This is a genomic window from Streptomyces luteosporeus (assembly GCF_039532865.1).
Classification (GTDB): Bacteria; Actinomycetota; Actinomycetes; order Streptomycetales; family Streptomycetaceae; genus Streptomyces; species Streptomyces luteosporeus.
Genome location: NZ_BAAASL010000028.1, coordinates 72,228 through 98,237, shown reverse-complemented (window position 1 = coordinate 98,237; position 26,010 = coordinate 72,228). Strand labels below are relative to the sequence as shown.

The window sequence follows — 26,010 nt, the reverse complement described above, 5'->3', positions numbered from 1 at the left end:
GTGGTGGGCCGAGCGGCTGGTGCGGCTGGGGCGGCCGGGGCCGGGGCGGCCGGGGCCTCGGCGTCGGGCGCGGGGGCCGGGGCGGCCGGAGCCGCAGCGGCGGCCGGGGCGGCACCCGGGGCACCGATGACGGCCAGCTTGGCGCCGACCTCGGCGACCTCGTCCTCGCCGACGACGATCTCGAGCAGGACACCGGAGGCCGGGGCCGGGATCTCGGTGTCGACCTTGTCGGTCGAGACCTCGAGCAGCGGCTCGTCCTCGGAGACCTCCTCGCCGACCTCCTTCAGCCAGCGGGTGACGGTGCCCTCGGTGACCGACTCGCCCAGCGCGGGCAGGACGACGTCGACGCCGGAGGCGCCACCGGCGGCAGCCGGGGCCGGAGCCTCGGCGGCCGGGGCCGGGGCGGCCGGGGCCTCGGCGACCGGGGCCGGAGCCTCGGCCACGGGGGCCTCGGCAGCGGCGGCGGCCGGGGCGGGGGCCGCGGCGGGCGCGCCGGAGCCGTCGTCGATCACCGCGAGCTCGGCGCCGACCTCGACGGTCTCGTCCTCGGCCACGTTGATCTTGGCGAGGATGCCGGACGCCGGGGAGGGGATCTCGGTGTCGACCTTGTCGGTGGAGACCTCGAGCAGCGGCTCGTCGACCTCCACTCGGTCACCCTCGGCCTTGAGCCAGCGGGTGACGGTGCCCTCGGACACGCTCTCGCCGAGCGCCGGCAGGGTTACGGAAACCGCCATGGTGCGGTTGCTCCTTACGAGTAGTGCGGATGGTGGTGCGCTCGGGACTCAGTCGTGCGAGTGCAGGGGCTTGCCGGCCAGGGCCAGGTGGGCCTCGCCGAGGGCCTCGTTCTGCGTCGGGTGCGCGTGGATGAGCTGCGCGACCTCGGCCGGGAGGGCCTCCCAGTTGTAGATCAGCTGGGCCTCGCCGACCTGCTCACCCATGCGGTCGCCGACCATGTGGACGCCGACCACGGCACCGTCCTTGACCTGGACGAGCTTGATCTCGCCCGCGGTCTTGAGGATCTTGCTCTTGCCGTTGCCGGCCAGGTTGTACTTCAGGGCGACGACCTTGTCGGCGCCGTACAGCTCCTTGGCCTTGGCCTCGGTGAGACCGACCGAGGCGACCTCGGGGTGGCAGTACGTGACGCGCGGCACGCCGTCGTAGTCGACCGGCACGGGCTTGAGCCCGGCCAGGCGCTCCGCCACCAGGATGCCCTCCGCGAAGCCGACGTGCGCGAGCTGGAGCGTGGGCACCAGGTCGCCGACGGCCGAGATGGTGGGCACGTTGGTCTGCATGTACTCGTCGACGAGGACGTAGCCGCGGTCCATCGCGACCCCGGCCTCCTCGTAGCCCAGGCCCTGGGAGACCGGGCCGCGGCCGACGGCGACGAGCAGCAGCTCGGCCTCGAAGGTCTTGCCGTTCTCCAGCGAGACCTTCACGCCGTCGGCGGTGTACTCCACGCCGGAGAAGCGGGAGCCCAGGGAGAACGCGATGCCGCGCTTGCGGAAGGCGCGCTCCAGCAGCTTGGAGCTGTTCTCGTCCTCGACCGGGACGAGGTGCGGCAGCGCCTCGACGATGGTGACGTCGACGCCGAAGGACTTCCACGCGGAGGCGAACTCGACGCCGATGACGCCGCCGCCCAGCACGATCGCGGACTTCGGGACGCGGTCCAGGACCAGCGCGTGGTCCGAGGAGATGACGCGGTCGCCGTCGATGGTCAGGCCCGGCAGCGACTTCGGCACGGAGCCGGTGGCCAGCAGGATGTGGCGGCCGTTGATGCGCTGGCCGTTCACGTCGACGGACGTGGGGGAGGACAGACGGCCCTCACCGGTGATGTAGGTGACCTTGCGGGAGGCGACCAGGCCCTGCAGACCCTTGTACAGGCCCGAGATCACCTCGTCCTTGTACTTGTGGACGCCCGCGATGTCGATGCCCTCCAGGGAGGCCTTGACACCGAACTGCTCGGCCTCGCGCGCCTGGTCGGCGATCTCGCCGGCGTGCAGCAGCGCCTTGGTGGGGATGCAGCCGCGGTGCAGGCAGGTGCCGCCCAGCTTGTCCTTCTCGATCAGGGCGACGTCCAGACCCAGCTGGGCACCCCGCAGGGCGGCGGCGTAACCGCCGCTACCGCCTCCGAGGATCACTAGGTCGAAAACGGTGCTGGCGTCGTTCGCCACGTCACGTCCTCCATGCATGTACGCCGGAGCCGGTCGTCGGTGACCGGGCGGCGGCTGTCGTTCGGCCGCTTTTTGCGTCGGCCCGTGATTACTGGGGCCCTGTCCTGCCGGGACAACATCTTCGCACTTGTTGACGGACGGCGGGACGCCGGGCCGGGGTGAGGGATGGCTGATGCGTCACCTTGACGGGGTTACTCGTTGGTACGAGTCGGTGTATTCGTGCGGGTTTCGTCCGTAGCGAACACGAACGCCCGCCGGGCGCATCCCCGCCCCGCCCGCCTTGACGCCCGGGCCCCAACGCCGACGGCCACGGCCCCCGTACGAGGAGCCGTGGCCGTGTCGTGGCGCCGGGTCGCCGGGCCGCCGGAGCGTTCCGGATCAGCCGAGCTCGCCGTCGGCGGTGCGCTCCGCCAGACGCACCAGGGTGCGCACCGCGGAGCCGGTGCCGCCCTTGGGGGTGTAGCCGTACGGCGCCTTCTCGTGGAAGGCCGGACCCGCGATGTCCAGGTGGGCCCAGGTGATGCCCTCGCCCACGAACTCCTGCAGGAACAGACCGGCCACCAGGCCGCCGCCCATGCGCTCGCCCATGTTCGCCATGTCGGCCACCGGGGAGTCCATCGACTTGCGCAGGTCGGCCGGCAGCGGCATCGGCCAGGACTGCTCGCCGACCTCCTCCGCGATCTCGTGCAGCTCGGTGCGGAAGGCGTCGTCGTTGGCCATCACGCCGAAGGTACGGTCGCCGAGCGCCAGGACCATGGCACCGGTGAGGGTGGCCACGTCCACGATCGCGTCCGGCTTCTCCTCCGAGGCGCGGGTCAGCGCGTCGGCCAGCACCAGGCGGCCCTCGGCGTCCGTGTTCAGCACCTCCACGGTCTTGCCGCTGTACATGCGCAGCACATCGCCCGGACGGGTGGCCGAGCCGGAGGGCATGTTCTCCGCCAGGGCCAGCCAGCCCGTAACGTTGACGGCCAGACCCAGCTTGGCGACCGCCACGACCGCGGCGAACACCGCGGCGGCGCCGCTCATGTCGCACTTCATGGTCTCGTTGTGGCCGGCCGGCTTCAGCGAGATGCCGCCCGAGTCGTAGGTGATGCCCTTGCCCACCAGCGCCAGCGTCTTGGCCGCCTTGGGGTGCGTGTAGCCGATGCGCACCAGACGCGGCGGGTTCACCGAACCCTGACCGACGCCCATGATGCCGCCGTAACCGCCCTTGACCAGCGCCTTCTCGTCCAGCACCTCGACCTTCAGGCCGAACTCCTTGGCCGCGGCCTGGGCCTGCGCGGCGAAGCTCTTCGGGAAGAGGTCGTTCGAGGGCATGTTGATCAGATCGCGGGCGCGGTTGACCTCGGCCGCCACGGTGGCGGCGCGCTCGACGGCCGCCTTGAACGCCTTGTCCCGCGGCTTGGCGCCCAGGATCGCGGCCTCGCCCAGCGGGGCGTTGCGGTCCTTCGCGGCGTCCTTCTTCGCCTTGGCGTCGCCGCCACGGTAGGCGGTGAAGGTGTACGCACCCAGGATCGCGCCCTCGCCGATGGCGGCGACCGCGCCCGCGTCCTCCACGGGCAGCGCGAACGCGGCCTTCTTCGTACCGGCCAGCGCACGGGCGGCCACACCGGCGGCCCGGCGCAGCGCCTCGTCGGTGTACCCCTCGCCGTCGGCCGGCAGCTCGCCCAGACCGACCGCCAGCACGACCGGGGCCTTCAGACCGGCCGGAGCGGGCAGCTTGGTCACCTCGCCCTCGCCGCCACCGGCGCCGAGGGTCTCCAGGACGGAGGCCAGCTTGCCGTCGAACGCCTGGTCCACGGCTTCGGCGCCGTACGCGACGACGGGGCCCTTCGGGCCCTTCGCCACACCGACGACGACGGCGTCCGCGCGCAGCGTTGCCGCGCTGGAGGTGCTGAGAGTCAGAGCAGTCACGGTGGTGAAGTCTCTCTTCCGGTTGAGTTCCTCGGCCGGGCGCGTCCCGCGGGGCCTTTGCGCATCGTATGCGCCGGTTCGCTCGATGCTCAGTCCAGGTGCGGCTCCGTGGTGCCCGACCGCGCAGTTCCCCGCGCCCCTTGTGCGCCGTCGCGGTTGCGCGGTGCGCCCGGGTGCGGCTCGCCGGTGGCTGAGCGCGCAGTTCCCCGCGCCCCTACGGGGCGCCCCGTCAGGGGCGCGGGGAACTGCGCGAACGGCCACGATGGCGCCGCAGTCGAGCCGATTGCTCAGCCCACGGTCAGGGCCAGCAGCGCCGTCGTCGCTGCCGTTTCGGCCAGGGCGCCGAAGACGTCGCCCGTCACGCCGCCCAGCCGGCGGCGGCAGTGGCGCAGCAACAGTTCCGCGGCCACCAGGCCGCCCAGCACCGCCGCACCCGCGTGCACGCCCCCCGCCGCGACGGCCGCGAGCGCCGTCAGTGCCGCGCCGGCCGCCGCGGCCGGGACGGGGACGGCCCCGGCCACCGCCGCGCCCAGGCCGTCGGGCCGTGCCGCCGGCACCCCGGTCCGGCAGGCGAGGGTCAGGGCGCAGCGGGCCGCGCCCGCCGCGACCACCGCCGCGAGCGCGCCGCGCAGCGCGCCCGCCGCGTACAGCCGGTCCAGCGCGGCGACCTGGCCGAAGAGGGTCAGGACGAGGGTGATGACCCCGAACGGCCCGATGTCGGACTGCTTCATGATGCGCAGCGCGTCCGCGGCCGGTTTGCCGCTGCCGAGTCCGTCGGCGACGTCGGCGAGCCCGTCCAGGTGCAGTCCCCGGGTGAGGACGGCCGGTACGGCGACGGTGACCACCGCGGCCAGCAGGGGACCCGACCCCAGCAGCGCGAGCAGCGCACCCGCGCCGGCCGCGCAGGCGCCGACGACCAGGCCGGCCAGGGGGGCCGCGAGCATGCCGCCGCGGGCGGCGGCCCGGTCCCAGCGGGTGAGCCGTACGGGGAGCACGGTCAGGGTGCCGAAGGCGAAGCGCAGGGCGTCGGCGGGGGTGGGCCGGTCGGCGGTCGTGTCGGTCACGGCGGGCAGGGTATCCCGCCGCTCGCGGGGGTTATTTTGGCCGGTAGCGCGGCCGAGAACGGGGTGAGTGGCGATGGGACACTGGCTGACCCGCAACATCGTCGAGCCGGGGAAGCTGCCGTTGCTGCTGGCGCTGGGCTCCTTCGTCCTCACCTTCCTCGTGACCCGGGTGATCACCCGGCTGATCCGGGCGGGCCGTGGCCCGTTCCGCAACATCCGCCCCGGCGGGCTGCACGTGCACCATGTCGTGCCGGGTGTGGTGCTGATGGTGGTGGGCGGTTTCGGGGCGGTCGCGCAGGGCCGGCACGGTTTCGGGGCGGCGTTGTCGGCGGTGCTGTTCGGTTCGGGTGCCGGGCTGGTGCTGGACGAGTTCGCCCTCGTGCTGCACATGGACGACGTGTACTGGACCGAGCAGGGGCGCAAGAGCGTCGAGATCGTCGTCCTCACCGCGGCGCTGGTCGCCCTGGTGCTGGCCGGCTTCGCCCCGTTCGGCGTCAACGAGCTGACCGCCGACGAGCTGCAGAACCGCACGCTCGTGGTGACCAATACGCTGGCCAACTTCCTGATAGCGCTGTTCGCCCTGGCCAAGGGCAAGCCCCGGCTCGCCCTGATCGGCGCGGTCGTGCCCTTCGTGGCCCTGATCGCCGCCGTGCGGCTGGCCCGGCCGGGCTCGCCGTGGGCCCGCCGCTTCTACCGCCACCGGCCGCGGGCCCGGCGCCGGGCCCGGGTGCGCGCCTACCGGCACGACGCCCGCTGGGCGGCGGTCCGCAACCGCCTTCACGATCTGCTGGCGGGCGCTCCCGACCGGTGATGGCGCTGCCGGTGGGCGTCCCCGCGCGGCTTGCGCCGCCGCACGAGCTCCTCGGCGCCGCTGAGCACCAGGACGGCCACGAGGGCCGCGATGTGCTCCCTGCCCGCGAGGTTGGGCTTGACGGCGACCTCGCCCACCATGGCGGCCACCACCACGGTGCAGGTGGCCCAGGCGCGGTAGCGCCAGGCGACGTACACCGCGAGCCCCACGACCGCCGCCGAGGGGCCCGTGTCGATGACCCGGGCGGTGTGCGGGGGCAGTCCCAGCGGCGAGTCCGGCCCGAGGGCGACGGCCAGCCGCGCGTACGTCGTGCCCGCCAGGGTGGCCAGGTACGCGACGGCCAGGGTGCGCCGCACCCCCAGGGACGCCTCGGCGATGCCGAAGACGATGAGGATCTGTGCCAGCGCGCCCCACACCGGCAGGTCCAGGGCGGGCACGAACAGCGACAGGGGGGTGCGCAGCAGGGCCAGCCACCAGGGCAACTCGGCGCGCACCGAGCCCAGGTGCTGGACGGGGTGGTAGCCCCAGGACTGGTTCTGCACGAGCTGGAAGGCCGCGGTGAGCGCGACCGCCGTCAGCGTCATCGGAATGGAGCGGAGCCGCTTGCGGGCGAACGTCCCCCACACGGCCGCGTAGAGCGGGCCCCACTCGGTGCGCGCGGCGCGAAGCAGCGCCGCGCGCGTCATCGCCGGCTCTCCAGGTGTTTGCGGTTGAGCCACTTGGGCAGGCCGGGCGCCTCCAGGAAGCCTTCCGCACGGGCGCTGGCGATGCCGATGCGCAGCAGGTCAGCGCTCTTCTCGAACAGCATGAAACGAGGCTCCCAGATGGGACGGTACTTCGCATTTGCTCGATAAAGAGATTCGATCTGCCACCAGCGGGAGAAGAAGCTCAGCAGTGAGCGCCACATCCGCAGCACCGGGCCCGCGCCCAGGCGCGAGCCGCGCTCGAAGACCGAGCGGAACATGGCGAAGTTCAGCGACACCTGCTCGATGCCGAGTTTGCCGGCCCGCTGCAGCAGCTCGATGACCATGAACTCCATCAGACCGTTGTCGGAGTCCCGGTCACGGCGCATCAGGTCCAGCGACAGCCCCTTCGGCCCCCACGGCACGAAGCTGAGCAGGGCCCGCAGCCGGCCCTCGGCGTCGAAGCACTCCAGCATCACGCAGCGCCCGTCGGCCGGGTCGCCCAGCCGGCCCAGCGCCATCGAGAAACCGCGCTCGGTCGCGCCGTCGCGCCAGTCGTCGGCCCGGCGCAGCAGCTCGGCCATCTCCTCCTCGGGGATGTCCTCGTGCCGCCGGACGGTGACGGTGTAGCCGGCGCGGCGCACCCGGTTGTACGCCTGGCGCACCGTGCGCATGGCCCGGCCCTCCAGGGTGAACTCGGCCGTGTCGACGATGGCTTCGTCGCCCAGTTCGAGCGCGTCCATGCCGTGCCGGGCGTAGATCGTGCCGCCCTCCTCGCTCGCGCCCATCACCGCCGGGATCCAGCCGTGCTCGCGCGCCTCGGCCAGCCACGGCTCGATGGCGCCGGGCCACGCCTCCGGGTCGCCGATGGGGTCGCCCGAGGCCAGCGAGACCCCGCCGACGACGCGGTAGGTGACGGCCGCCTTGCGCGAGGGCGACCAGATGACGCTCTTCTCGCGGCGCAGCGCGAAGTAGCCGAGCGAGTCGCGCTCGCCCCAGCGGTCCAGCAGCGCCCGCAGCTGCTCCTCGTCGCTCGCCGTGAGCGGATCGGTGGCGCGGCGCGCCCGGAAGGCCGCCCAGACCACCACGACCAGCAGGATCGTGCTCATCACATTGATGGTGACGTCCACCCAGCCGGGCGGGGCGATGCCGGCGTAGCGCTGGTCGTCGGCGGCGATCGAGACCAGCCGCATCACGCCGTAGTGCCAGCGGTCCAGGAACGTCGAACGCTGCTCGTCGGTGGCCTGGTTGGTGATCGTCACCAGCCCGGCCGCCAGCAGCGAGGTGACCAGCAGGCCCACCGCCGCCACGGCCGAGGCCAGCTTGGGGTTGGAGCGGTCGCCCTTGGCGTAGAACTCCTTCCGGCCCCCCACCAGCGCCGCCACGAACAGGGCGGTGGCGATCAGCGAGAACCAGTTCAGCGGGTGCCGGCGGAACTCCGGGAAGAACATCACGAAGACGAGCAGCAGCAGGAGCAGCCCCGCCAGCACGAGGTTGAGGATCCACGCCGCCCGCTTCCGGCGCCGCATGGTGATCGCCATGAACAGCGACACCACGGCGGGGGAGAAGCCCGCCGTCAGCAGGTAGGGCGTGAAGAACTCGTCGACGTTGTGGCGGCGGATGTCCGAACCGAAGGACACCCACACCGCACCCAGGAGGTTGACGAAGGTAACGGCGCGCAAGTACCACACGGCAAAGCCGGCGGCCCGCCGGCGCCAGGCGGAGCCGCGGACGCCCTCATCCGGAGTCAAGCGGACTTCTCCCATGAAAAGTGAGCATATGGGGCGCGGTCTGCGGCGGTCCCGCCCCTGCTCCTACCCCTAGGAGCCCACGGGCAACTCCGCCGCCAGGGCCGCGGCCGCCTGCACCAACGGCAGAGCCAGCAGCGCCCCTGTCCCCTCGCCCACTGTGACGCCCTGATCCAGGAGAGGGTTGAGTGCCATCCGATCCAGCGCCTTCCCCTGCGCCGGATCACCACTGCGCTGCCCCGCCAGCCACCAGTCCGGAGCCCGGAACGCCACCCGCTGACCCACCAGCGCGCACGCCGCCGTCACCACGCCGTCCAGGATCACCGGCGTCCGGCGCACCGCGCTCTGCAGCAGGAAACCCGTCATCGCCGCCAGATCCGCACCCCCCACCGTCGCCAGCAGCTGCACCTGGTCACCCAGCACCGGCCGCGCCCGGCGCAGCGCGTCCCGGATCGCCGCGCACTTGCGCATCCACGCCAGATCGTCGATCCCGAACGCGCCGCGGCCGGTCACCACCGAGGCGTCCGTGCCGCACAACGCGCCGATCAGCACACCGGCGGCCGTCGTACCACCCACGCTCAGATCACCCAGCACGACCAGGTCCGTGCCCGAGTCGGCCTCCTCGTCGGCGATCGCCATACCCGTACGGAACGCCTCCTCCGCCTCCGCGAGCGTCAGGGCGTCCTCGGCGTCGATCCGGCCCGCACCACGGCGCACCCGGTGCCGCGTCACCTCCGCCGGCAGCTCCGCCGGGTCGCAGTCCACGGCCATGTCCACGATGCGCACCTCCACGCCGGCACGGCGCGCCAGCACCGCGGCGCAGCTCGTGCCGTCGAGCGTCGCGCGGACCAGCTCCGCCGCACCGGCCTTCGGGCCGGCCGACACGCCGAGGGAGGCGACGCCGTGATCACCCGCGAACAGCAGCACCTTCGGCCGCTCGACCGGCCTGACCGGCACGGAGCCCTGGGCGGCGGCGAGCCACTCGCCCAGCTCGTCCAGGCGGCCGAGGGCACCGGGGCGCGGGTGCGTGCGGTGGGTGCCGCGCTCCTCGGCCGCACGCCGCACGGCGGCGTCCGGGCGCTCGATCAGCGTGGCGAAGTCATCCAGATTCAGACCGCTCATCCGGCCAACAGTACCCGCGCGGGCGCGAGCTGAAGCCGGTGCGGTACGCCTGCGGCGGGCGGTTCCCCTGGCCCTGGGGGGCAGCGCCCCGTCAGGGGCGCGGGGAACTGCGCGACAAGCCACGACGCACCCGCACCCGGGCCCCGAGGTGGCGCGTCGGCTGCGGGCCGTCGGTGGCTGATCGCGCAGTTCCCCGCGCCCCTGACGGGGCGCCGTGGTGGCGCGTGACGAAGGTCCGCCGGACAGGCCTAGCCCCGCAGGGGCAGGGCCTGGCCGGCGACCACGAGCACGACGTGCTCGCACTCGTCGGCCAGCGCAGCGTTCAGGCGCCCCAGCTCGTCGCGGAAGCGGCGCCCCGCCGCCGTGGCGGGGACGACGCCGGAGCCGGTCTCGTTGGTCACCAGCACCACCGACCGCCGCGTCCCCCGTATCGCCGCCACCAGTTCCCCCACCCGCTCGGCCAGGGCCGCCGCCCCGCCGCCGGCCCAGGTCTCGTCGTCCCATGCGCCGACCGTGTCCATCGCGTCCGTCAGCCACAGCGACAGGCAGTCGATCAGCAGGGGCGGGCCGTCGTCCGCGAGGAGCGGCACCAGGTCGCAGGTCTCGACGGTGCGCCAGGAGCCGGGGCGGCGTTCGCGGTGGCGGGCCACGCGGGCGGCCCAGTCGCGGTCGCCGTCGCGGGTGCCGCCGGTGGCGACGTAGAGGACGTCGGGGAAGGACTCCAGGCGCCGCTCGGCCTCGACGGACTTGCCGGAGCGGGCCCCGCCGGTGACGAGGGTGCGGCGGGGCACGTCGGGTACGGCGTGGTAGTCGCCGACGACGAGGGTGGTGCCGTCGGGCACGGCGCGGGCGCCGGCCGCGGCGAGGCGCCGGTGGAGTTCGCGCCCGGGGGGCACGTCGTGGTCGAGGTGGACGGCGATGACGTCGGTGGTCGCCCCCACCGCGCCGGTCTCCCGGAGCCGGGCCAGCGCGTCGGGGCGGCCGGCGACGTCCAGCAGGACCATGGCGTACGGGGCGGGGGGCGCCCCGGTCAGTCCGGCCGGTGCCGCGCCGGGGGGCAGGTACAGCAGCCGTTCCCCGTCGGGGCCGGTGACCTCGTACCCCGTACCGGGCGCGTCGAGGGCCAGGGCCCGCACGCGGTGTCCGCTGATGACCGACAGCTCGCGCCCGTCGGGCACCCGGACGGGCGCCGGCAGGCCGGCGGGGAGTTCGACGGCGGGGCCGTCGTGGGGGTGGGAGAGCAGCACCTGCCGTACGCCGGCGATGGAACGTCCCGCCCGTGCGGCGGCGAAGACCGGGCCCGGGGTGAGGTCGAGCAGCAGGGCGTCGTCGACGAGCAGGGCTGTCGCGGCCCGCGCGGCCTCGCCGGTGGCGCAGGCGCAGGCGGCGCACGGGCAGCCGGGGCGGGGCAGGCCGTCGGGGGCGCCGGTGCCGAGGAGAGTCAGTTCCACACCACTGATCGTCTCGCGTCCGGATCCGGTGGTCGCGCGGGGCTCACCCTTTCTCGTCCGGCCGATACGCTGGGATCCCCGATGCCCAGGAGGCGCACATGGCGTGGACGTGGCGGTTCGAGAAGACCGACGGGACGAAGACGGCTCCGGGGGTGGAGCCGGAGGAGTTCACCACGCAGGGGGACGCGGAGTCCTGGCTCGGCGAGCACTGGCGGGCGCTGCTGGAGGGCGGCGCGGACCAGGTGCGGCTCTTCGAGGACGACACCGAGGTCTACGAGGGTCCCATGAGCCTGCACGCGGCCGCCGAGGAGTGAGCCGCGCCGGTGCGCGGCGGCGGGGTCAGCCGCCGCGCACCCCGCACAGGTGCAGCAGGGCCGCGACCGCCCGGTAGGGGTCGGTGCGGCCGGCCCGTTCCTCGGCGGCGAGCAGCCGGTCGAGCCCGTCCGCGGCCGGGGCCGGGCCGTCGTCGGGGGCGAGGTCGGTGAAGACCCGCACGCCGTACCAGGCGCGCAGCGGGGTGCCGATGCCGGTGAGGGTCGCGGTGAGCGCCTCGCGCCGGTCCGCGCGGGCGGCCAGGCCCAGGCGGTCGGTGTAGTGGGGGGAGTCGAAGGCCGCGAGCGCGGTGTCCCAGTCGCCGGCCAGGCCCGGCCGCAGGGCCAGGGCGTCGGCGTTGCGCACGAGCAGGGACAGCAGTCCGCCGGGCGCCAGCACCCGGGCCAGCGCGGCGATCATGGGGTCGGGATCGGGAACGTACGTCAGCACGCCGTGGCAGAGCACCACGTCGAAGGCGCCGGGCGGGAAGTGCGCCCCGGCCTCCCGGCCGTCACCCCGGACGACGCGCATGCGCTCCTGGATGCCGGGCGGTTCGGCGGCCACGGCCCGCTGCAGGGCCGTGATCATCGCCGGGTCCCGCTCCAGACCGGTGACCTCGTGGCCGGCCCGGGCCAGCCGCACCGCCTGGGTGCCCCGGCCGGGGCCGACGTCGAGCACGCGCAGCCGCCGGCCGACCGGGAAGAGGGCGGATATCTGCTCGTCGACCTGCCGGGCGACGAGCTCCCGACGGACGGTGTTCCGCAGCCCCCCGGGCCCGCCCGGCCACTCCTGTGCGCCGCCGCCGAAGCCGGGGGCGTGAGGGGCGTAACCGCTCAGCGCTTCTCCCCGCGCTTCACCTTCGGCTTGGGCAGCCGCAGGCGGCGCATCTGGAGGGTGCGCATCAGCGCGTAGGGCACGGCGCCCTTGAGGTTCTCGTTGGGGAAGCGCTGCTTCAGGGCGCGCTTGAGGGTGAGGCCGAGGAACACGGAGTTGAGGACGATCGCGAGGATGACCACGAGCCAGGCCAGCAGGACGTAGGCCTGGAACGCCCCGCGGTTGATCATGCTCAGGACGAGGATCAGCACCGCCAGCGGCAGGAAGAACTCCGACACCGAGTAGCGGGCGTCGACGAAGTCGCGGGCGTAGGCGCGCACCGGGCCCTTGTCGCGCACGGGCAGGTAGCGCTCGTCGCCGTTGGCCAGGGCCTCGCGCTGCCGGGCGAGGTCGGCGCGGCGCGCCTCCCGGGCCCGCTTGCCGGCCTCCTTGCGGTCGGCCGGCGTGTGGGCCAGGCTGCGCCGCCGGGCGGTCTCGCTGCGCTTGGGCGTGGGGCGGCCCTTGGGGGCCTGCGGGTCACGGGGCTGCTTGGGCCGGTCCACGTTCACCTGGGGCGACGTGGCCTGCGCTTCCTTCGAACGGCTTCGGAACACGGAACCCAAGGGTACGGCCTTCGCCCGGCGCCCCACCGGCCCGCCCGGGCACGATCCGGCAACGACGGGCGCACGCCCGGCGCGGAGCGCCCCCTTCCGCCCCCGGGGTCCCACTACTCCTCGGGCCGGAGACGACGCGGTCCGCGATCGTCCTGCAGGAGGAGCGCATCCGGGCTCGGACAGTGCGGTAATGGAAGCAGGGCCCGTAGTGTGGGTTCTGCAAGGTTGTGCTGGAGTCCTGGCCGGTCCGCCCGGTCGGTCGGAGAGCTAGACGGTCAGAAGGGGGCGCGCGAGGCCCATGAGCGGTGTCATGAAGCGGATGGGGATGATCTTCCGCGCGAAGGCCAACAAGGCCCTGGACCGGGCCGAGGACCCGCGCGAGACCCTCGACTACTCGTACCAGAAGCAGCTGGAGCTGCTGCAGAAGGTGCGCCGCGGGGTCGCGGACGTCGCGACGTCCCGCAAGCGCCTGGAGCTGCAGCTGGGCCAGCTGCAGAGCCAGTCGACCAAGCTGGAGGAGCAGGGCCGCAAGGCGCTCGCGCTCGGCCGCGAGGACCTGGCCCGTGAGGCGCTCACCCGCCGGGCGGCGCTCCAGCAGCAGGTCAGCGACCTGCAGACGCAGCACCAGACCCTCCAGGGCGAGGAGGAGAAGCTCACCCTCGCCTCCCAGCGCCTGCAGGCCAAGGTGGACGCCTTCCGCACCAAGAAGGAGACCATCAAGGCGACCTACACCGCCGCCCAGGCCCAGACCCGCATCGGCGAGGCCTTCTCCGGCATCTCCGAGGAGATGGGCGACGTGGGCCTGGCCATCCAGCGCGCCGAGGACAAGACCGCCCAGATGCAGGCCCGGGCCGGCGCCATCGACGAGCTGCTCGCCTCCGGCGCGCTCGACGACCCGACCGGCATGGCCAAGGACGACCTCACCGCCGAGCTCGACCGCCTCTCCGGCGGCTCGGACGTGGAGCTGGAACTGCAGCGGATGAAGGCCGAGCTCGCCGGTGGCGGCGAGCGCCAGGCCATCGAGGGCGGCGCCGGTCAGCAGGCGCAGCAGGCCCACCACCAGGACCGCCCGCGCTTCGACAAGAGCTGACCCGAGGAGGCCGGACATGATCGTACGGATCATGGGGGAGGGCCAGTGGAAGGTCGACGACGCGCACCTCGCCGAGCTCAACAAGCTCGACGACGAGTTGCTGGAGGAGATGGAGGGCGGTGACGAGGCCGGCTTCCGCCGCACGCTGGGCGCCCTGCTCGACGCCGTGCGCCGCCTCGGCGGCCCGCTGCCCGACGACGCCCTCGCACCGTCCGAACTGATCCTGCCCGCGCCCGACGCCACGCTGGCGGAGGTCCGCGACATGCTCAGCGACGACGGCCTCATCCCCGGGTGACCGCACCGCCGGCCGGCCCGCCCGCCCGGCACGACCGACGACCACCGCATCGCGCCCCCGTCCGCCCGGGACGGGGGCGCGACGCGCTCACCGCCCGCGCCACGGCCCCGGAGGGGACCCGCGATGACCTCCCTCGCCGGCACCGGCCTCGCCCGGCCGCACCGCTGGCTGCGCAGCCACCCGTACGCCGCCGACGCGCTGCTGTCCGTCGTCGTCTTCGCGCTCGTCCTCATCGGCGTCTACCTCGGCCCGCACCCCGACCGCAGGATCCCCGCGGCCGGCTTCGTGCTGCTGTCGGCGGCCGCCTCCGCCTGCCTGATCGCCCGGCGCCTGGTGCCGCGCGCCGTCCTCGCCCTGACGTGCGTCCTGACCGTCGTGGCCACGGTCGCCGACCACGACGGGCCGGCCCGCACCCAGATCGCCATGAGCGCCGCCGTCGCCCTGTACACGGTCGCCGCCCGCACCGAGCGCCCCTCCGCCTGGCGGATCGTGGCCGGCACGGTCGCCGTGCTGACGGGCGTCGTCATGTTCTTCGGGCCCCCGCCCTGGTACGCGCAGGAGAACTTCGGCCTGCTGGCCTGGACCGCGCTGGCCGGTGCCGCCGGCGATTCCGTCCGCAGCCGCCGGGCCTACGTGGCCGCCGTCGAGGAACGCGCCCTGCGCGCCGAGCGCACCCGCGAGGAGGAGGCCCGCCGCCGCGTCGCCGAGGAGCGGCTGCGCATCGCCCGTGAGCTGCACGACGTCGTCGCCCACCACATCGCGCTGGTCAACGTGCAGGCCGGGGTGGCCTCGCACGTCATGGACAGCCGTCCCGACCAGGCCCGGCAGGCCCTGGCCCACGTCCGCGAGGCCGGCCGCTCGGCCCTGGAGGAGTTACGGGCCACCGTCGGGCTGCTGCGGCAGTACGGCGACCCGGAGGCGCCCACCGAGCCGGCGCCCGGCCTCGGCGTGCTCGACCAGCTCGTCGACGGCTTCGGCCGGGTGGGCCTGCACGTCGACGTCGTCGCCGCCTCCACGCTGCCCGGCGGCCCCGGCACCGGCCGGGGCGCGGCGCAGGCCGCCGCGGTCGTCGGGCCGCTGCCGGCGGCCGTGGACCTCACCGCCTACCGGGTGCTGCAGGAGGCCCTGACCAACGTGCACAAGCACGCCGGCCCCGGCGCCCGCGCCGAGGTCGCCCTGCTGCGCAGCGCGGACCGGCTGGACCTGACGGTGCTGGACGACGGCGGGGCCCGCGGACAGGCGAGCGGAAAGGCGCCGGCCGGGAGCGAGGACGCGCCGGGCGGGCACGGCCTGATCGGCATGCGCGAACGCGCCGCCGCCCTCGGCGGCACCTGCGAGGCGGGCCCGCGCGGCGGCCCGGCACCGGCCGGCTTCCGGGTGCGTACCGTCCTGCCGCTGCAGTCGCGCTCCGCGCGTAAGGAGCAGGGGCCGGCCGGACCCTAGGCTGAGCCGCATGACTGAGCCGATCACCGTGGTCCTGGCGGACGACCAGGCGCTGCTGCGCAGCGCGTTCAAGGTACTGGTCGATTCCGAGCCGGGCATGCGGGTCGTGGGGGAGGCGGCGGACGGTGCCGCGGCGGTGCGCCTGGCGCGTGCGCACGTGCCGGACGTGGTGCTGATGGACATCAGGATGCCGGGGACGGACGGGCTCGCCGCCACGCGCGAGATCTGCGCCGATCCGGCGCTGGGGGCGGTACGGGTGGTGATGCTGACGACGTTCGAGGCCGACGAGTACGTGGTGCAGGCCCTGCGGGCCGGGGCCTCGGGCTTCCTGGGCAAGGGCGCGGAGCCGGAGGAGCTGCTGGCCGCGATACGCATCGCGGCGGCGGGGGAGGCGCTGCTGTCGCCGGCGGCGACGAAGGGCCTGATCGCGCGGTTCCTCGCGCAGCCGCAGGGCACCGGGCAGGCCCCCGGCGCCCCGGGTCCCGCGGGACTGGAGGGGCTGACGGCGCGGGAGCGGGAGGTCCTGGTGCAGGTGGCCCGGGGGCTGTCGAACGACCAGATCGGCGAGCGGCTGGCGGTGAGCCCGCTGACCGTCAAGACGCATGTGAACCGCGCGATGGCCAAGCTGGGCGCGCGCGACCGGGCCCAGCTGGTGGTGGTCGCGTACGAGTCGGGCCTGGTGCAGCCGGGCACGGGGTGAGCACACGCCGAACGGCGGGGCCGGCTACGGCAGGGCCAGCATCCGCTCCAGGGCGAGCTTGGAGAAGCTCGCGACCTCGGGGTCGACCTCGATGCGGTTGACGACCTTGCCGTCGGCCAGGGACTCCAGGGCCCACACCAGGTGCGGCAGGTCGATGCGGTTCATGGTGGAGCAGAAGCAGACGGTCCTGTCGAGGAAGACGATCTCCTTGCCCTGGTCGGCGAAACGGTTCGCCAGGCGCCGGACCAGGTTCAGCTCCGTACCGATGGCCCACTTCGAGCCGGCCGGGGCGGCCTCCAGCGTCTTGATGATGTACTCCGTGGAGCCGACGTAGTCGGCCGCCGCGACGACCTCGTGCCGGCACTCGGGGTGCACCAGGACGTTCACGCCCGGGATGCGCTCGCGCACGTCATTGACCGAGTTCAGCGAGAAGCGGCCGTGGACGGAGCAGTGGCCGCGCCACAGGATCATCTTCGCCGCGCGCAGCTCCTCGGCGGTCAGGCCGCCGTTCGGCTTGTGCGGGTTGTAGACGACGCAGTCGTCCAGCGACATGCCCATGTCGCGCACCGCGGTGTTGCGGCCCAGGTGCTGGTCGGGCAGGAAGAGCACCTTCTCGCCCTGCTCGAACGCCCACTTCAGGGCCCGCTCGGCGTTGGAGGAGGTGCAGATGGTGCCGCCGTGCTTGCCGGTGAAGGCCTTGATGTCGGCGGAGGAGTTCATGTACGAGACGGGCACGGTCACCTCGGCGATGCCGGCCTCGGTCAGCACGTCCCAGCACTCGGCGACCTGCTCGGCGGTGGCCATGTCGGCCATCGAGCAGCCGGCGGCCAGGTCCGGGAGGATGACCTGCTGGGCGTCGCTCGTGAGGATGTCGGCCGACTCGGCCATGAAGTGCACGCCGCAGAAGACGATGTACTGCGCGTCGGGCCGGGCGGCCGCGTCGCGCGCCAGCTTGAAGGAGTCGCCGGTCACGTCCGCGAACTGGATGACCTCGTCGCGCTGGTAGTGGTGGCCCAGGACGAAGACCTTCTCCCCGAGCCGCGCCTTGGCCGCCCGGGCGCGCTCCACCAGGTCCGGGTCGGACGGTGCCGGCAGGTCGCCGGGGCACTCCACGCCGCGCTCGCTCTTCGGGTCGGCCTCACGGCCGAGCAGCAGCAGGGCGAGCGGCGAGGCGGAGGGGTCCTGGAACTCCAGGGGCTGGGCGGTGGTCACGACACGCACCCTTTCTTTCTGCGGACGGCCGGTAGGCCTAATCGTCAATTTGACGCTATCTATCATAACCGCTTCGTGTCACTTTGACGATGCCGCTCGCGTCAATGTGACGCATTCCCGATCCGGCGACGGGTGTGCGAGCATGAAAGGCGGGCGTCACCGTGTGGACACCCGCAACCCGGAATGAATCCGGGACCACGTCGGTTGCTGGCGTAAGCAAGCAGTCCGCACCCGTACCAAAGACCCGGGAGTGAAGCAGATGTCCGTTCAGGACGAGAAGACCACTGTGAGCGACGGCATCCTCCTGTCCGACGCCGCGGCGGCCAAGGTCAAGAGCCTGCTGGAGCAGGAAGGCCGGGACGACCTGGCCCTGCGCGTCGCCGTCCAGCCCGGTGGCTGCTCCGGTCTGCGCTACCAGCTCTTCTTCGACGAGCGCTCGCTCGACGGCGATGTCGTCAAGGACTTCGACGGCGTCAAGGTCGTCACCGACCGCATGAGCGCCCCGTACCTGGGCGGTGCCTCCATCGACTTCGTCGACACCATCGAGAAGCAGGGCTTCACGATCGACAACCCCAACGCCACCGGCTCCTGCGCCTGCGGCGACTCGTTCAGCTAAAAGCGGCCGGACGTCCGACGTGAGGAAGGGCGGCACCCCTCGGGGTGCCGCCCTTCCGCTGCTTCCTGCTGCTTCTGCTTCCTGCTACTTCGCCTGCTGTTCCTTCAGCGTCGCGCCCGTCGCCAGGTCCACCACCGTGCGGTCGCCCAGCGGCTCGTCCAGCGAGACCGTGGTCTCGAAGCGCTTGAGCATCAGGACGCAGTAGCGGCCCGGCTCCTTCTCGGTCGCGGTGACCTTGACCGTCACCGCCCGCTGCGACTGCTCGGCCGAGGCCGCGTAGTCGCTGCACACCCCGCCCCAGAAGTGCAGGACGAGCTTCCTGCCGCCGTCGGCCGGCGTGTACGACTCCACGCGCACCGGCCCCGACTTCGCCGGCGGCGAGGACGGGGCGCCGGACGGCGCCGCGCTGCCCCCGCCCTGCCCGGCGATGAACCGCGGATCGACCGCCGGCTGGACGACCGTGATCGTGCCGCCCTTGGGCATGCCGGGCATCTCCACCGCGAACAGCCACGACGGCACCAGCGCCGGCCTGCCCCCCACGGACTGCGCCGACAGCGCGAACGTCGCCCCGCGCACCGTCGCCGCCTCCGGGCCCTTGCCGGGCGGCGTCGAGCACCCGGCGTCCGGCGCCGGGCCGTCCTCCCGGAAGGGGACCGCCGTCGCGCAGCCGCCCGTCGTCGGACGGCCGGTGCCGGCCCCCTTGTTCAGCTCGTCGAGCGCCTGCCGCGCAGTCATCAGCGGATACACCGCACCCGCCGGCGGCAGCTGCAGCTGCCCGTTCCCCGAGGCCACCTTGCCGTCCGCACCGACCTGCACCGTCGTCTGCCAGCCGTAGGTGGGCAGCGAGCCCACCACCGGATCGGCCGTCACCGTGCGCAGGGCGCCGAAGACCTTGCCGGCGTCCGTCTTCGCCCCCTCCTGGCCCAGGGCCTTCAGCACGGGCGCCGCAGCCTTGCGCGCGGTGTCCTCGGACACCGGCTGCGCGGCGGCGGGGTCCGGCGGGCGGGGCGAACCGTCCTTGAAGGAGGGGCACTTCGCCCCGGGCCCCTCGGGCTCCTGCCTCGGCCCCGCACCCGGCGGGTGCTCGCAGTGCGCGCCGCCGGGCACGCCGTAGCGCGTGTACGCCCAGCTGCCCGGGCCCTGCCGGCCCACCTGCAGCGTGGGCCCCGCCGCGTCGGGGGTGCCGCCCACCGTCCAGGTGTCGCCGGACAGCCGGGGCGTACCGGAGATGCCCAGCGCCTTGGCCAGCGCGGCGACCTGCTCGGCGCCCACCTCGCGCGCCGGCAGCCGGACGGCGGCGGTGCGCGGCCCGTCCGGCAGCGTGCCCGCCGCCCGGTAGCGCACGCCGTGCGGGTCGGGCTCGCCCGGCGCAATGCCCTGCGAGGGCCCGCTCGGACCCGTCCGGGCGCCGTAGCCGTCCAATGCCAGGGGTGGTGGGGTACTGCTGCTGCCGCCGGTCGCGGGCGCCGGGGCGCCGTCGCCCCCCGAGGCCGTGGACGCCCAGTACGCGGCGCCGCCACCGGCCAGCAGGACGGCCGCCGCCACCGACGCCACCACCAGCGGCGAGCGCCGCCGCCGGATGCCGGTGCCGCCGTCCGCCGTGCCGTCCCCGGTGCGCTCGGTGCCCTCGGTGCTCACCGCATCGCTCCTTCGCTCCGCTCAAAGTGAAGTACTGCCGCATCCCCCGGGAAGGGGACGCCACTTGGACGGGGCGCAGGAGCCGTCGGTTCCACCCGGTGCGGACCGCGTCGTCAGTAGCCGTACTCCGCCATCGCATCCAGCAGCCGGGCCGAGCGCGCGGGCACCGATATCCCGTGGATGAGCGACAGCGGCGTCCGCTCGGCGGCACCCCGCCCACCGGGGTCCCCGGGGGCGCCCCACTCCGGGGCCATCCGGGCGCAGCAGCGGCACAGCTCGGCCAGTGAACCCGGCTCCCGGGGCGGTGTGACGTCCTTCACAGTCTTCGGCATACCCGCACCGTACGCATGCGACGGCGTGCCGTGAAAGACCTACTATTAGGTAGATTTATGCACGGAGCGGCGAGAACCGGACCCGGTCGTGCTCCCGCGAACCGGTAACGTGGGATGGCTCGTCATGCTCAGCCATGTCCCCGTCCCACGCCCTCAGGGAGCAGACCCTCCGTGCGTATCGCTGTCACCGGCTCCATCGCCACCGACCACCTGATGACCTTCCCCGGCCGCTTCGCCGACCAGCTCGTGGCGGACCAGCTGCACACCGTCTCCCTCTCCTTCCTCGTCGACGAACTCGACGTGCGCCGCGGCGGCGTCGGTCCCAACATCTGCTTCGGCATGGGCCTGCTGGGCCTGCGGCCCGTCCTCGTCGGCGCCGCCGGCAACGACTTCGCCGACTACCGCGCCTGGCTCGACCGGCACGGCGTCGACACCGCCTCCGTGCACATCTCCGAGGTCCTGCACACCGCACGGTTCGTCTGCACCACGGACACCGACCACAACCAGATCGCGTCCTTCTACACCGGTGCCATGAGCGAGGCCCGCCAGATCGAGCTGCAGCCGGTGGCCGACCGCGTCGGCGGCCTGGACCTCGTCCTCATCGGCGCCGACGACCCCGAGGCGATGCTGCGCCACACCGAGGAGTGCCGCACCCGCGGCATCCCCTTCGCGGCCGACCCCTCCCAGCAGCTCGCCCGCATGGACGGCGACGACATCCGGGTGCTGGTCGACGGGGCGACGTACCTGTTCACCAACGAGTACGAGAAGGCGCTCATCGAGTCCAAGACAGGCTGGACGAGCGAGGAGATCCTCGAGCGCGTCGGCACCCGCGTCACCACCCTCGGCTCGCGCGGCGTGCGCATCGAGCGGCGCGGCGAGCCCGTCATCGAGGTCGGCGTCCCGCAGGAGGAGGCCAAGGTCGACCCGACCGGCGTGGGCGACGCCTTCCGCGCGGGCTTCCTGGCCGGCCTGACGTGGGAGCTGTCGCTGGAGCGCTCGGCCCAGCTGGGCTGCATGCTGGCGACGCTCGTCATCGAGACGCTGGGCACCCAGGAGTACGAGCTGCGGCGCGGCCACTTCATGGAGCGCTTCACCAAGGCGTACGGCGAGGACGCCGCCACCGAGGTGCGCAAGCACCTGGCGTAACGGTCCCTGCTTCGTCCGCCCTGCCGCCCAAGGGGCGGCAGGGCGGACGGGTATCAGGCGCGGCGCCGCACCGTGTAGGCCACCCCGCGCTCCGCGGCGCGCTCCCCGACGTACTCGTGGCCCCGCATCCCGCACCACGCCGGGATGTCGAGGCGCGCCGCCTCGTCGTCGGACAGCACCGTCACCAGCCCCCCGACCGGCACGTCGCCGATCACCTTCGCCAGCTCGATCACCGGGATCGGGCACCGCTTGCCGAGCGAGTCGACGACCAGCTCCTCGCCGGCGGGGGAAACGGCCGCCGACGCCCCCGTCGGCGCCCCCAACTGCTCGCGCACCCCGGCCACGATCCCCGGCAGCGCGGTGAGGAAGGCGTCGACCTCCGCCGCCGTCGTGCCGCGCGGCAGCGACACCCGTACGTTGCCCTCCGACAGCACCCCCATCGCCCGCAGCACATGGCTCGGCTCCAGCGTGCTGGACGTGCAGGAGGAGCCCGAGGAGACGGAGAAGCCCGCGCGGTCCAGGGCGTGCAGCAGCGTCTCCCCGTCGACGTACAGGCAGGAGAAGGTGACCAGGTGCGGCAGCCGGTGCACCGGGTCGCCGACCACCTCCACGTCGGGGACGAGCTGCGCGACCCGCTCGCGCACGTGGTCGACCAGGACGCGCAGCCGGGCGTCCTCCGCGGCCGCCTCCGCGCGCACGGCGCGCAGCGAGGCGGCGGCCGCGACGACGGCGGGGATGTCGGGGTAGCCGGGGGCGCGTCCGTTCTCCCGCTCGTCGGCCGGGCCGGGCAGGGCGAAGCGCGTTCCCTTGCGCACGGCCAGCAGGCCCACCCCGGGCGGGCCGCCCCACTTGTGGGCGCTGGCGGTCAGCAGCGACCAGCCCTCCTCGACGGGGCCCCAGCCGAGCGACTGGGCCGCGTCGACCAGCAGCGGTACGCCCGCCTCCCGGCAGGCCGCGGCCGCCTCGGCCACCGGCTGGCGGGTGCCCACCTCGTGGTTGGCGGACTGCAGGGCGGCGAGGGCGGTGTCGGGGCGCAGGGCGGCGGCCCAGTCGGCGGGGGCGATGCGGCCCGTGCGGCCGACGGGGACCTCGGTCACGGTGCCGCCGGCCGCTTCGAGGGCTGCGCCGGCGTGCAGCACGGCGGAGTGTTCGACGGCGGAGACGACCAGATGGCGGCCGATGCGGCGGCGTCCGGCGAGGGCGCCGGCGATGCCGTCGTGCAGGGCGCGCGTACCCGATGGGGTGAAAACCAGTTCGTCCGGTCGACAGCCCACGGCTTCCGCGGCGGTCTCGCGGGCGGCGTCCAGCAGCAGCCGGGCGCGCCGGCCCTCCCGGTACAGGCGGGTGGGGTCGGCCCAGCCCTCGTCGAGGGCGGCCAGCAGCGCCTGGCGGGCGACCGGGTGCAGAGGAGCGGAGGAGGCGGCGTCGAAGTAGGGCACGAGGGGAACGCTAACCCCATCTCCGGCGGAGTCCGAGCCTGCCCGGCGGGGCGTCTGACGGAGTGCCGGAAGGGCTCCGGAGCTGCAGATTCCACCCCTTCGGGGACCGGACCGGCGCGTTGGGCACCCTCCCCGCGCGGCCCCAGATAGCGTCCAGTAGGGTTTGGTCCGCATAAACATCCAAACCCCTGCCCGCAGCGGGCCGGCGACCGACCAGCGAGACGGCCGCAGCCGGCCGCACGGGCGAGACTCTCGGGAAGGCGCTACGTGAGTCCCAACGGCTCCGACCGCTCGTCGCGGCGCCCGGTGCGGCGGAAGCTGCTGCAGGCGCTGGCCGCGGGCGCTGTCCTGGCGACCGCCACCGGTTGCACATCGAAGGACTTCCCCCGCCTCGGCATGCCAACGCCCGTCACGGAAGAGGCGCCGCGGATCCTCTCCCTCTGGCAGGGCTCCTGGGCCGCTGCTCTGGCGATCGGTGTCCTGGTGTGGGGCCTGATCATCTGGAGCGTCATCTTCCACCGGCGCAGCAGGTCGAAGGTGGAGATTCCCAAGCAGACCCGGTACAACATGCCCATCGAGGCGCTGTACACCGTGGTCCCGATCATCATCGTCTCGGTGCTCTTCTACTTCACCGCGCGCGATGAGAACAAGCTCCTGACGAACCCTGACAAGCCGCAGCACGTCATCAACGTGGTGGGCTTCCAGTGGAGCTGGGCGTTCAACTACATGGAGAACGTCGACGGCAACACGGCCACCCCGGCCAAGCCGCTCCGCGAGAACAAGGAGCTCGACGCGATCCCGGACCGGTTCCTGAGCAAGGCACCGCAGGGCGCGGAGGGCGTCTACGAGGTCGGCATCCCCGGCGACCGCAACCCGCAGACGGGCAACCCGGGCCCGACCCTGTGGCTCCCCAAGGGTGAGACCGTCCAGTTCGTCCTCACCTCGCGCGACGTCATCCACTCCTTCTGGGTGGTGCCGTTCCTGATGAAGCAGGACGTCATCCCGGGCCACACCAACAGCTTCACGGTGACCCCCAACAAGGAGGGCACCTTCCTGGGCAAGTGCGCCGAGCTCTGCGGCCAGGACCACTCCCGGATGCTCTTCAACGTCAAGGTCGTCTCCCCCGAGCGGTACCGGGCGCACCTGAAGGAGCTGGCGGCAAAGGGTCAGACCGGCTACCAGCCGGCGGGCATCGCGCAGACGGATCACGCGAAGAACGCGGAGACCAAGAACAAGTGAGCATCCTCAACGAACCCCAGGGTGCCGCCGCCGCAACAGCCACGGCAGCACCACCCGTACGCCAGAAGCAGCCGGGCAATCAGGTGATCAAGTGGCTCACCACCACTGACCACAAGACCATCGGCACGCTCTACCTGGTCACGTCGTTCGCGTTCTTCTGCATCGGCGGCCTCATGGCGCTCCTCATGCGCGCCGAGCTGGCCCGTCCCGGCACGCAGATCATGTCGAACGAGCAGTTCAACCAGGCGTTCACGATGCACGGCACGATCATGCTGCTGATGTTCGCGACGCCGCTGTTCGCCGGTTTCGCGAACTGGATCATGCCGCTGCAGATCGGCGCGCCCGACGTGGCGTTCCCGCGGCTGAACATGTTCGCCTACTGGCTCTACCTGTTCGGCTCGCTGATCGCGGTGGCCGGCTTCCTCACCCCGCAGGGTGCGGCCGACTTCGGCTGGTTCGCCTACTCCCCGCTGTCGGACGCGGTCCGCTCGCCGGGCGTCGGCGCCGACATGTGGATCATGGGTCTGGCCTTCTCCGGCTTCGGCACGATCCTCGGTTCGGTCAACTTCATCACCACGATCATCTGCATGCGCGCGCCGGGCATGACGATGTTCCGCATGCCGATCTTCACCTGGAACGTGCTGCTGACCGGTGTGCTGGTCCTGCTGGCCTTCCCGGTGCTCGCGGCCGCGCTGTTCGCCCTGGAGGCGGACCGCAAGTTCGGGGCCCACGTCTTCGACGCGGCCAACGGCGGTGCCCTGTTGTGGCAGCACCTCTTCTGGTTCTTCGGCCATCCCGAGGTGTACATCATCGCCCTGCCGTTCTTCGGCATCATCTCCGAGGTCATCCCGGTCTTCTCCCGCAAGCCGATGTTCGGTTACTGGGGTCTGATCGCGGCGACGATCTCGATCGCGGGTCTGTCGGTGACCGTGTGGGCGCACCACATGTACGTCACCGGTGGTGTGCTGCTGCCGTTCTTCTCCTTCATGACCTTCCTGATCGCGGTCCCGACCGGTGTGAAGTTCTTCAACTGGATCGGCACCATGTGGAAGGGCTCGTTGTCCTTCGAGACCCCGATGCTGTGGGCCGTCGGCTTCCTGATCACCTTCACCTTCGGTGGTCTGACCGGCGTCATCCTGGCCTCGCCCCCGATGGACTTCCACGTCTCCGACTCGTACTTCGTCGTCGCGCACTTCCACTACGTCATCTTCGGCACCGTGGTCTTCGCGATGTTCTCCGGCTTCCACTTCTGGTGGCCGAAGTTCACGGGCAAGATGCTGGACGAGCGCCTGGGCAAGATCACCTTCTGGACGCTGTTCGTCGGCTTCCACGGCACCTTCCTCGTCCAGCACTGGCTGGGTGCCGAGGGCATGCCGCGCCGTTACGCCGACTACCTGGCCTCCGACGGCTTCACCACGCTGAACACCATCTCGACCATCAGCTCCTTCCTGCTGGGCCTGTCGATCCTGCCGTTCTTCTACAACGTCTGGAAGACCGCCAAGTACGGCAAGAAGGTCGAGGTCGACGACCCGTGGGGCTACGGCCGTTCGCTGGAGTGGGCGACCTCCTGCCCGCCGCCGCGGCACAACTTCCTCACCCTGCCGCGGATCCGCTCCGAATCCCCGGCGTTCGACCTGCACCACCCGGAGATCGCGGCCCTGGAGCTCGAAGAGAACCTCGCGGGCGAGAAGGCCCTCGCGGGCGGCAAGGAGGCCGGCAAGTGAAGATCCAGGGCCGGATGTTCCTGTGGCTGTCCCTCTTCATCCTCGCCATGGCGGTCGTCTACGGCGTGTGGTCGAAGGAGGTGGCCGGTACCACCGCGCTGTTCATGGCCTTCGGCCTGTGCGTCATGGTCGGCTACTACCTGGCGTTCACCGCACGCCGGGTGGACGCCGGTGCGCAGGACAACAAGGAGGCCGACGTCGCCGACGACGCCGGTGAGCTGGGCTTCTTCGCCCCGCACAGCTGGCAGCCGCTCTCCCTGGCCGTCGGTGGCGCCCTCGCCTTCATGAGCATCTGCTTCGGCTGGTGGCTCATGTACTTCTCGGCACCGATCATCCTGGTCGGCCTCTTCGGCTGGGTGTTCGAGTTCTACCGCGGCGAGAACCAGAACCAGTAGGGGCTCGCCCCGGCGAACCCCGCAGGGCCCCGCACACC

Annotated in this window: 25 protein-coding genes; 11 read left to right on the top strand and 14 right to left on the bottom strand. The window is 73.0% G+C overall.

Translation table 11 applies throughout. The features are described from left to right. The 4 genes from ABD361_RS28220 to ABD361_RS28205 all read right to left on the bottom strand — a co-directional run. Nucleotides 1-734 (bottom strand): biotin/lipoyl-containing protein (locus ABD361_RS28220; protein ID WP_344439436.1); only part of this gene is annotated, 734 nt, incomplete at its 3' end. A 48-nt stretch (nucleotides 735-782) separates the two neighbouring features. Beyond that, nucleotides 783-2,171 carry a dihydrolipoyl dehydrogenase gene (lpdA, locus tag ABD361_RS28215; protein WP_344439434.1) on the bottom strand — a complete coding sequence of 463 codons (1,389 nt, stop codon included), beginning with the start codon at nucleotides 2,169-2,171 and terminating at the stop codon, nucleotides 783-785. A 378-nt stretch (nucleotides 2,172-2,549) separates the two neighbouring features. Then, on the bottom strand, nucleotides 2,550-4,085 hold the full coding sequence (locus ABD361_RS28210; protein WP_344439432.1) for a leucyl aminopeptidase: 1,536 nt from the start codon (nucleotides 4,083-4,085) through the stop codon (nucleotides 2,550-2,552). 287 nt (nucleotides 4,086-4,372) lie between these two features. Next, on the bottom strand, nucleotides 4,373-5,149 hold the full coding sequence (locus tag ABD361_RS28205) for an adenosylcobinamide-GDP ribazoletransferase (RefSeq protein WP_344439430.1): 777 nt from the start codon (nucleotides 5,147-5,149) through the stop codon (nucleotides 4,373-4,375). A 73-nt stretch (nucleotides 5,150-5,222) separates the two neighbouring features. Between ABD361_RS28205 and ABD361_RS28200 the strand changes: the two genes are divergently transcribed. Next, nucleotides 5,223-5,960 (top strand): hypothetical protein, encoded by a 738-nt coding sequence (locus ABD361_RS28200; RefSeq protein WP_344439428.1) that lies wholly within the window; start codon nucleotides 5,223-5,225, stop codon nucleotides 5,958-5,960. Here the strand turns inward: ABD361_RS28200 and ABD361_RS28195 are convergent. From ABD361_RS28195 to ABD361_RS28180, 4 genes are all read right to left on the bottom strand, one after another. Then, nucleotides 5,927-6,646 carry a hypothetical protein gene (locus ABD361_RS28195; protein ID WP_344439426.1) on the bottom strand — a complete coding sequence of 240 codons (720 nt, stop codon included), beginning with the start codon at nucleotides 6,644-6,646 and terminating at the stop codon, nucleotides 5,927-5,929. The two genes, ABD361_RS28200 and ABD361_RS28195, sit on opposite strands and share 34 nt — an antisense overlap. Then, on the bottom strand, nucleotides 6,643-8,409 hold the full coding sequence (locus ABD361_RS28190) for a phosphatidylglycerol lysyltransferase domain-containing protein (RefSeq protein WP_344439424.1): 1,767 nt from the start codon (nucleotides 8,407-8,409) through the stop codon (nucleotides 6,643-6,645). Before ABD361_RS28190 ends, ABD361_RS28195 begins: the two co-directional genes overlap by 4 nt. Nucleotides 8,410-8,463: 54 nt before the next feature. Beyond that, nucleotides 8,464-9,513, bottom strand: coding sequence for a nicotinate-nucleotide--dimethylbenzimidazole phosphoribosyltransferase (cobT, locus tag ABD361_RS28185; protein WP_344439422.1), 1,050 nt, complete (start codon nucleotides 9,511-9,513; stop codon nucleotides 8,464-8,466). Nucleotides 9,514-9,761: 248 nt separating this feature from the next. Beyond that, the gene (locus ABD361_RS28180) at nucleotides 9,762-10,964 is read right to left on the bottom strand and encodes a bifunctional adenosylcobinamide kinase/adenosylcobinamide-phosphate guanylyltransferase (protein ID WP_344439420.1); all 1,203 of its coding nucleotides are present in this window, start codon (nucleotides 10,962-10,964) and stop codon (nucleotides 9,762-9,764) included. 98 nt (nucleotides 10,965-11,062) lie between these two features. On the opposite strand from ABD361_RS28180, the gene ABD361_RS28175 reads away from it, so the two are divergent. Then, entirely contained in the window at nucleotides 11,063-11,278 is a 216-nt protein-coding gene (locus ABD361_RS28175) for a hypothetical protein (protein ID WP_344439418.1), read from the top strand. A gap of 25 nt (nucleotides 11,279-11,303) precedes the next feature. Here the strand turns inward: ABD361_RS28175 and ABD361_RS28170 are convergent, their stop codons facing one another. After that, on the bottom strand, nucleotides 11,304-12,041 hold the full coding sequence (locus ABD361_RS28170) for a class I SAM-dependent methyltransferase (protein ID WP_344439446.1): 738 nt from the start codon (nucleotides 12,039-12,041) through the stop codon (nucleotides 11,304-11,306). A gap of 68 nt (nucleotides 12,042-12,109) precedes the next feature. Then, entirely contained in the window at nucleotides 12,110-12,703 is a 594-nt protein-coding gene (locus ABD361_RS28165) for a DUF3043 domain-containing protein (RefSeq protein WP_425583347.1), read from the bottom strand. Between the two features lie 298 nt (nucleotides 12,704-13,001). Here ABD361_RS28165 and ABD361_RS28160 point away from each other — a divergent pair, with 298 nt between their 5' ends. From ABD361_RS28160 to ABD361_RS28145, 4 genes are all read left to right on the top strand, one after another. Then, on the top strand, nucleotides 13,002-13,793 hold the full coding sequence (locus tag ABD361_RS28160) for a PspA/IM30 family protein (protein ID WP_344439414.1): 792 nt from the start codon (nucleotides 13,002-13,004) through the stop codon (nucleotides 13,791-13,793). A 16-nt stretch (nucleotides 13,794-13,809) separates the two neighbouring features. Then, nucleotides 13,810-14,088, top strand: coding sequence for a PspA-associated protein PspAA (gene pspAA, locus ABD361_RS28155; RefSeq protein WP_344439412.1), 279 nt, complete (start codon nucleotides 13,810-13,812; stop codon nucleotides 14,086-14,088). 123 nt (nucleotides 14,089-14,211) lie between these two features. Beyond that, on the top strand, nucleotides 14,212-15,531 hold the full coding sequence (locus ABD361_RS28150) for a sensor histidine kinase (protein ID WP_344439410.1): 1,320 nt from the start codon (nucleotides 14,212-14,214) through the stop codon (nucleotides 15,529-15,531). A 10-nt stretch (nucleotides 15,532-15,541) separates the two neighbouring features. Beyond that, nucleotides 15,542-16,231 carry a response regulator gene (locus tag ABD361_RS28145; protein ID WP_344439408.1) on the top strand — a complete coding sequence of 230 codons (690 nt, stop codon included), beginning with the start codon at nucleotides 15,542-15,544 and terminating at the stop codon, nucleotides 16,229-16,231. 24 nt (nucleotides 16,232-16,255) lie between these two features. Here ABD361_RS28145 and nadA read toward each other — a convergent pair whose 3' ends face one another. Continuing rightward, complete coding sequence (gene nadA / locus ABD361_RS28140; protein WP_344439406.1) at nucleotides 16,256-17,443, bottom strand: quinolinate synthase NadA; 1,188 nt, start codon at nucleotides 17,441-17,443, stop codon at nucleotides 16,256-16,258. Nucleotides 17,444-17,702: 259 nt separating this feature from the next. On the opposite strand from nadA, the gene erpA reads away from it, so the two are divergent. Beyond that, a complete protein-coding gene (gene erpA / locus ABD361_RS28135; protein ID WP_004946545.1) occupies nucleotides 17,703-18,059 on the top strand; it encodes an iron-sulfur cluster insertion protein ErpA in 357 nt (118 codons plus the stop codon). Nucleotides 18,060-18,143: 84 nt separating this feature from the next. Here the strand turns inward: erpA and ABD361_RS28130 are convergent, their stop codons facing one another. Then, nucleotides 18,144-19,697, bottom strand: coding sequence for a hypothetical protein (locus ABD361_RS28130; RefSeq protein ID WP_344439403.1), 1,554 nt, complete (start codon nucleotides 19,695-19,697; stop codon nucleotides 18,144-18,146). Between the two features lie 113 nt (nucleotides 19,698-19,810). Continuing rightward, nucleotides 19,811-20,029 (bottom strand): hypothetical protein, encoded by a 219-nt coding sequence (locus tag ABD361_RS28125; RefSeq protein WP_344439401.1) that lies wholly within the window; start codon nucleotides 20,027-20,029, stop codon nucleotides 19,811-19,813. 171 nt (nucleotides 20,030-20,200) lie between these two features. On the opposite strand from ABD361_RS28125, the gene ABD361_RS28120 reads away from it, so the two are divergent. Continuing rightward, nucleotides 20,201-21,175: a carbohydrate kinase family protein gene (locus ABD361_RS28120; RefSeq protein ID WP_344439399.1), complete on the top strand. Its 975-nt coding sequence runs from the start codon at nucleotides 20,201-20,203 to the stop codon at nucleotides 21,173-21,175. A 53-nt stretch (nucleotides 21,176-21,228) separates the two neighbouring features. Here the strand turns inward: ABD361_RS28120 and ABD361_RS28115 are convergent, their stop codons facing one another. Then, nucleotides 21,229-22,614, bottom strand: coding sequence for a cysteine desulfurase/sulfurtransferase TusA family protein (locus tag ABD361_RS28115; RefSeq protein ID WP_344439397.1), 1,386 nt, complete (start codon nucleotides 22,612-22,614; stop codon nucleotides 21,229-21,231). A gap of 267 nt (nucleotides 22,615-22,881) precedes the next feature. Here ABD361_RS28115 and ctaC point away from each other — a divergent pair, with 267 nt between their 5' ends. The 3 genes from ctaC to ABD361_RS28100 are packed head-to-tail and all read left to right on the top strand — an operon-like array spanning nucleotide 22,882 to nucleotide 25,972. Next, a complete protein-coding gene (gene ctaC, locus ABD361_RS28110; protein WP_344439395.1) occupies nucleotides 22,882-23,853 on the top strand; it encodes an aa3-type cytochrome oxidase subunit II in 972 nt (323 codons plus the stop codon). Then, entirely contained in the window at nucleotides 23,850-25,577 is a 1,728-nt protein-coding gene (gene ctaD, locus ABD361_RS28105) for an aa3-type cytochrome oxidase subunit I (RefSeq protein WP_344439393.1), read from the top strand. Before ctaC ends, ctaD begins: the two co-directional genes overlap by 4 nt. Further along, a complete protein-coding gene (locus tag ABD361_RS28100; protein ID WP_344439391.1) occupies nucleotides 25,574-25,972 on the top strand; it encodes a cytochrome c oxidase subunit 4 in 399 nt (132 codons plus the stop codon). Before ctaD ends, ABD361_RS28100 begins: the two co-directional genes overlap by 4 nt. The last annotated feature ends 38 nt before the right edge of the window (nucleotides 25,973-26,010 follow it).

What these genes read in the sequence shown, in the direction of transcription:
- ABD361_RS28195 (WP_344439426.1), bottom strand. Translation starts at nt 6,646, where the DNA reads ATGACGCGCGCGGCGCTGCTTCGCGCCGCGCGCACCGAGTGGGGCCCG.
- ABD361_RS28160 (WP_344439414.1), top strand. Translation starts at nt 13,002, where the DNA reads ATGAGCGGTGTCATGAAGCGGATGGGGATGATCTTCCGCGCGAAGGCC.
- ABD361_RS28200 (WP_344439428.1), top strand. Translation starts at nt 5,223, where the DNA reads ATGGGACACTGGCTGACCCGCAACATCGTCGAGCCGGGGAAGCTGCCG.
- cobT (WP_344439422.1), bottom strand. Translation starts at nt 9,513, where the DNA reads ATGAGCGGTCTGAATCTGGATGACTTCGCCACGCTGATCGAGCGCCCG.
- ABD361_RS28145 (WP_344439408.1), top strand. Translation starts at nt 15,542, where the DNA reads ATGACTGAGCCGATCACCGTGGTCCTGGCGGACGACCAGGCGCTGCTG.
- ABD361_RS28125 (WP_344439401.1), bottom strand. Translation starts at nt 20,029, where the DNA reads ATGCCGAAGACTGTGAAGGACGTCACACCGCCCCGGGAGCCGGGTTCA.
- ABD361_RS28190 (WP_344439424.1), bottom strand. Translation starts at nt 8,409, where the DNA reads ATGGGAGAAGTCCGCTTGACTCCGGATGAGGGCGTCCGCGGCTCCGCC.
- pspAA (WP_344439412.1), top strand. Translation starts at nt 13,810, where the DNA reads ATGATCGTACGGATCATGGGGGAGGGCCAGTGGAAGGTCGACGACGCG.
- ABD361_RS28150 (WP_344439410.1), top strand. Translation starts at nt 14,212, where the DNA reads ATGACCTCCCTCGCCGGCACCGGCCTCGCCCGGCCGCACCGCTGGCTG.
- ABD361_RS28175 (WP_344439418.1), top strand. Translation starts at nt 11,063, where the DNA reads ATGGCGTGGACGTGGCGGTTCGAGAAGACCGACGGGACGAAGACGGCT.
- erpA (WP_004946545.1), top strand. Translation starts at nt 17,703, where the DNA reads ATGTCCGTTCAGGACGAGAAGACCACTGTGAGCGACGGCATCCTCCTG.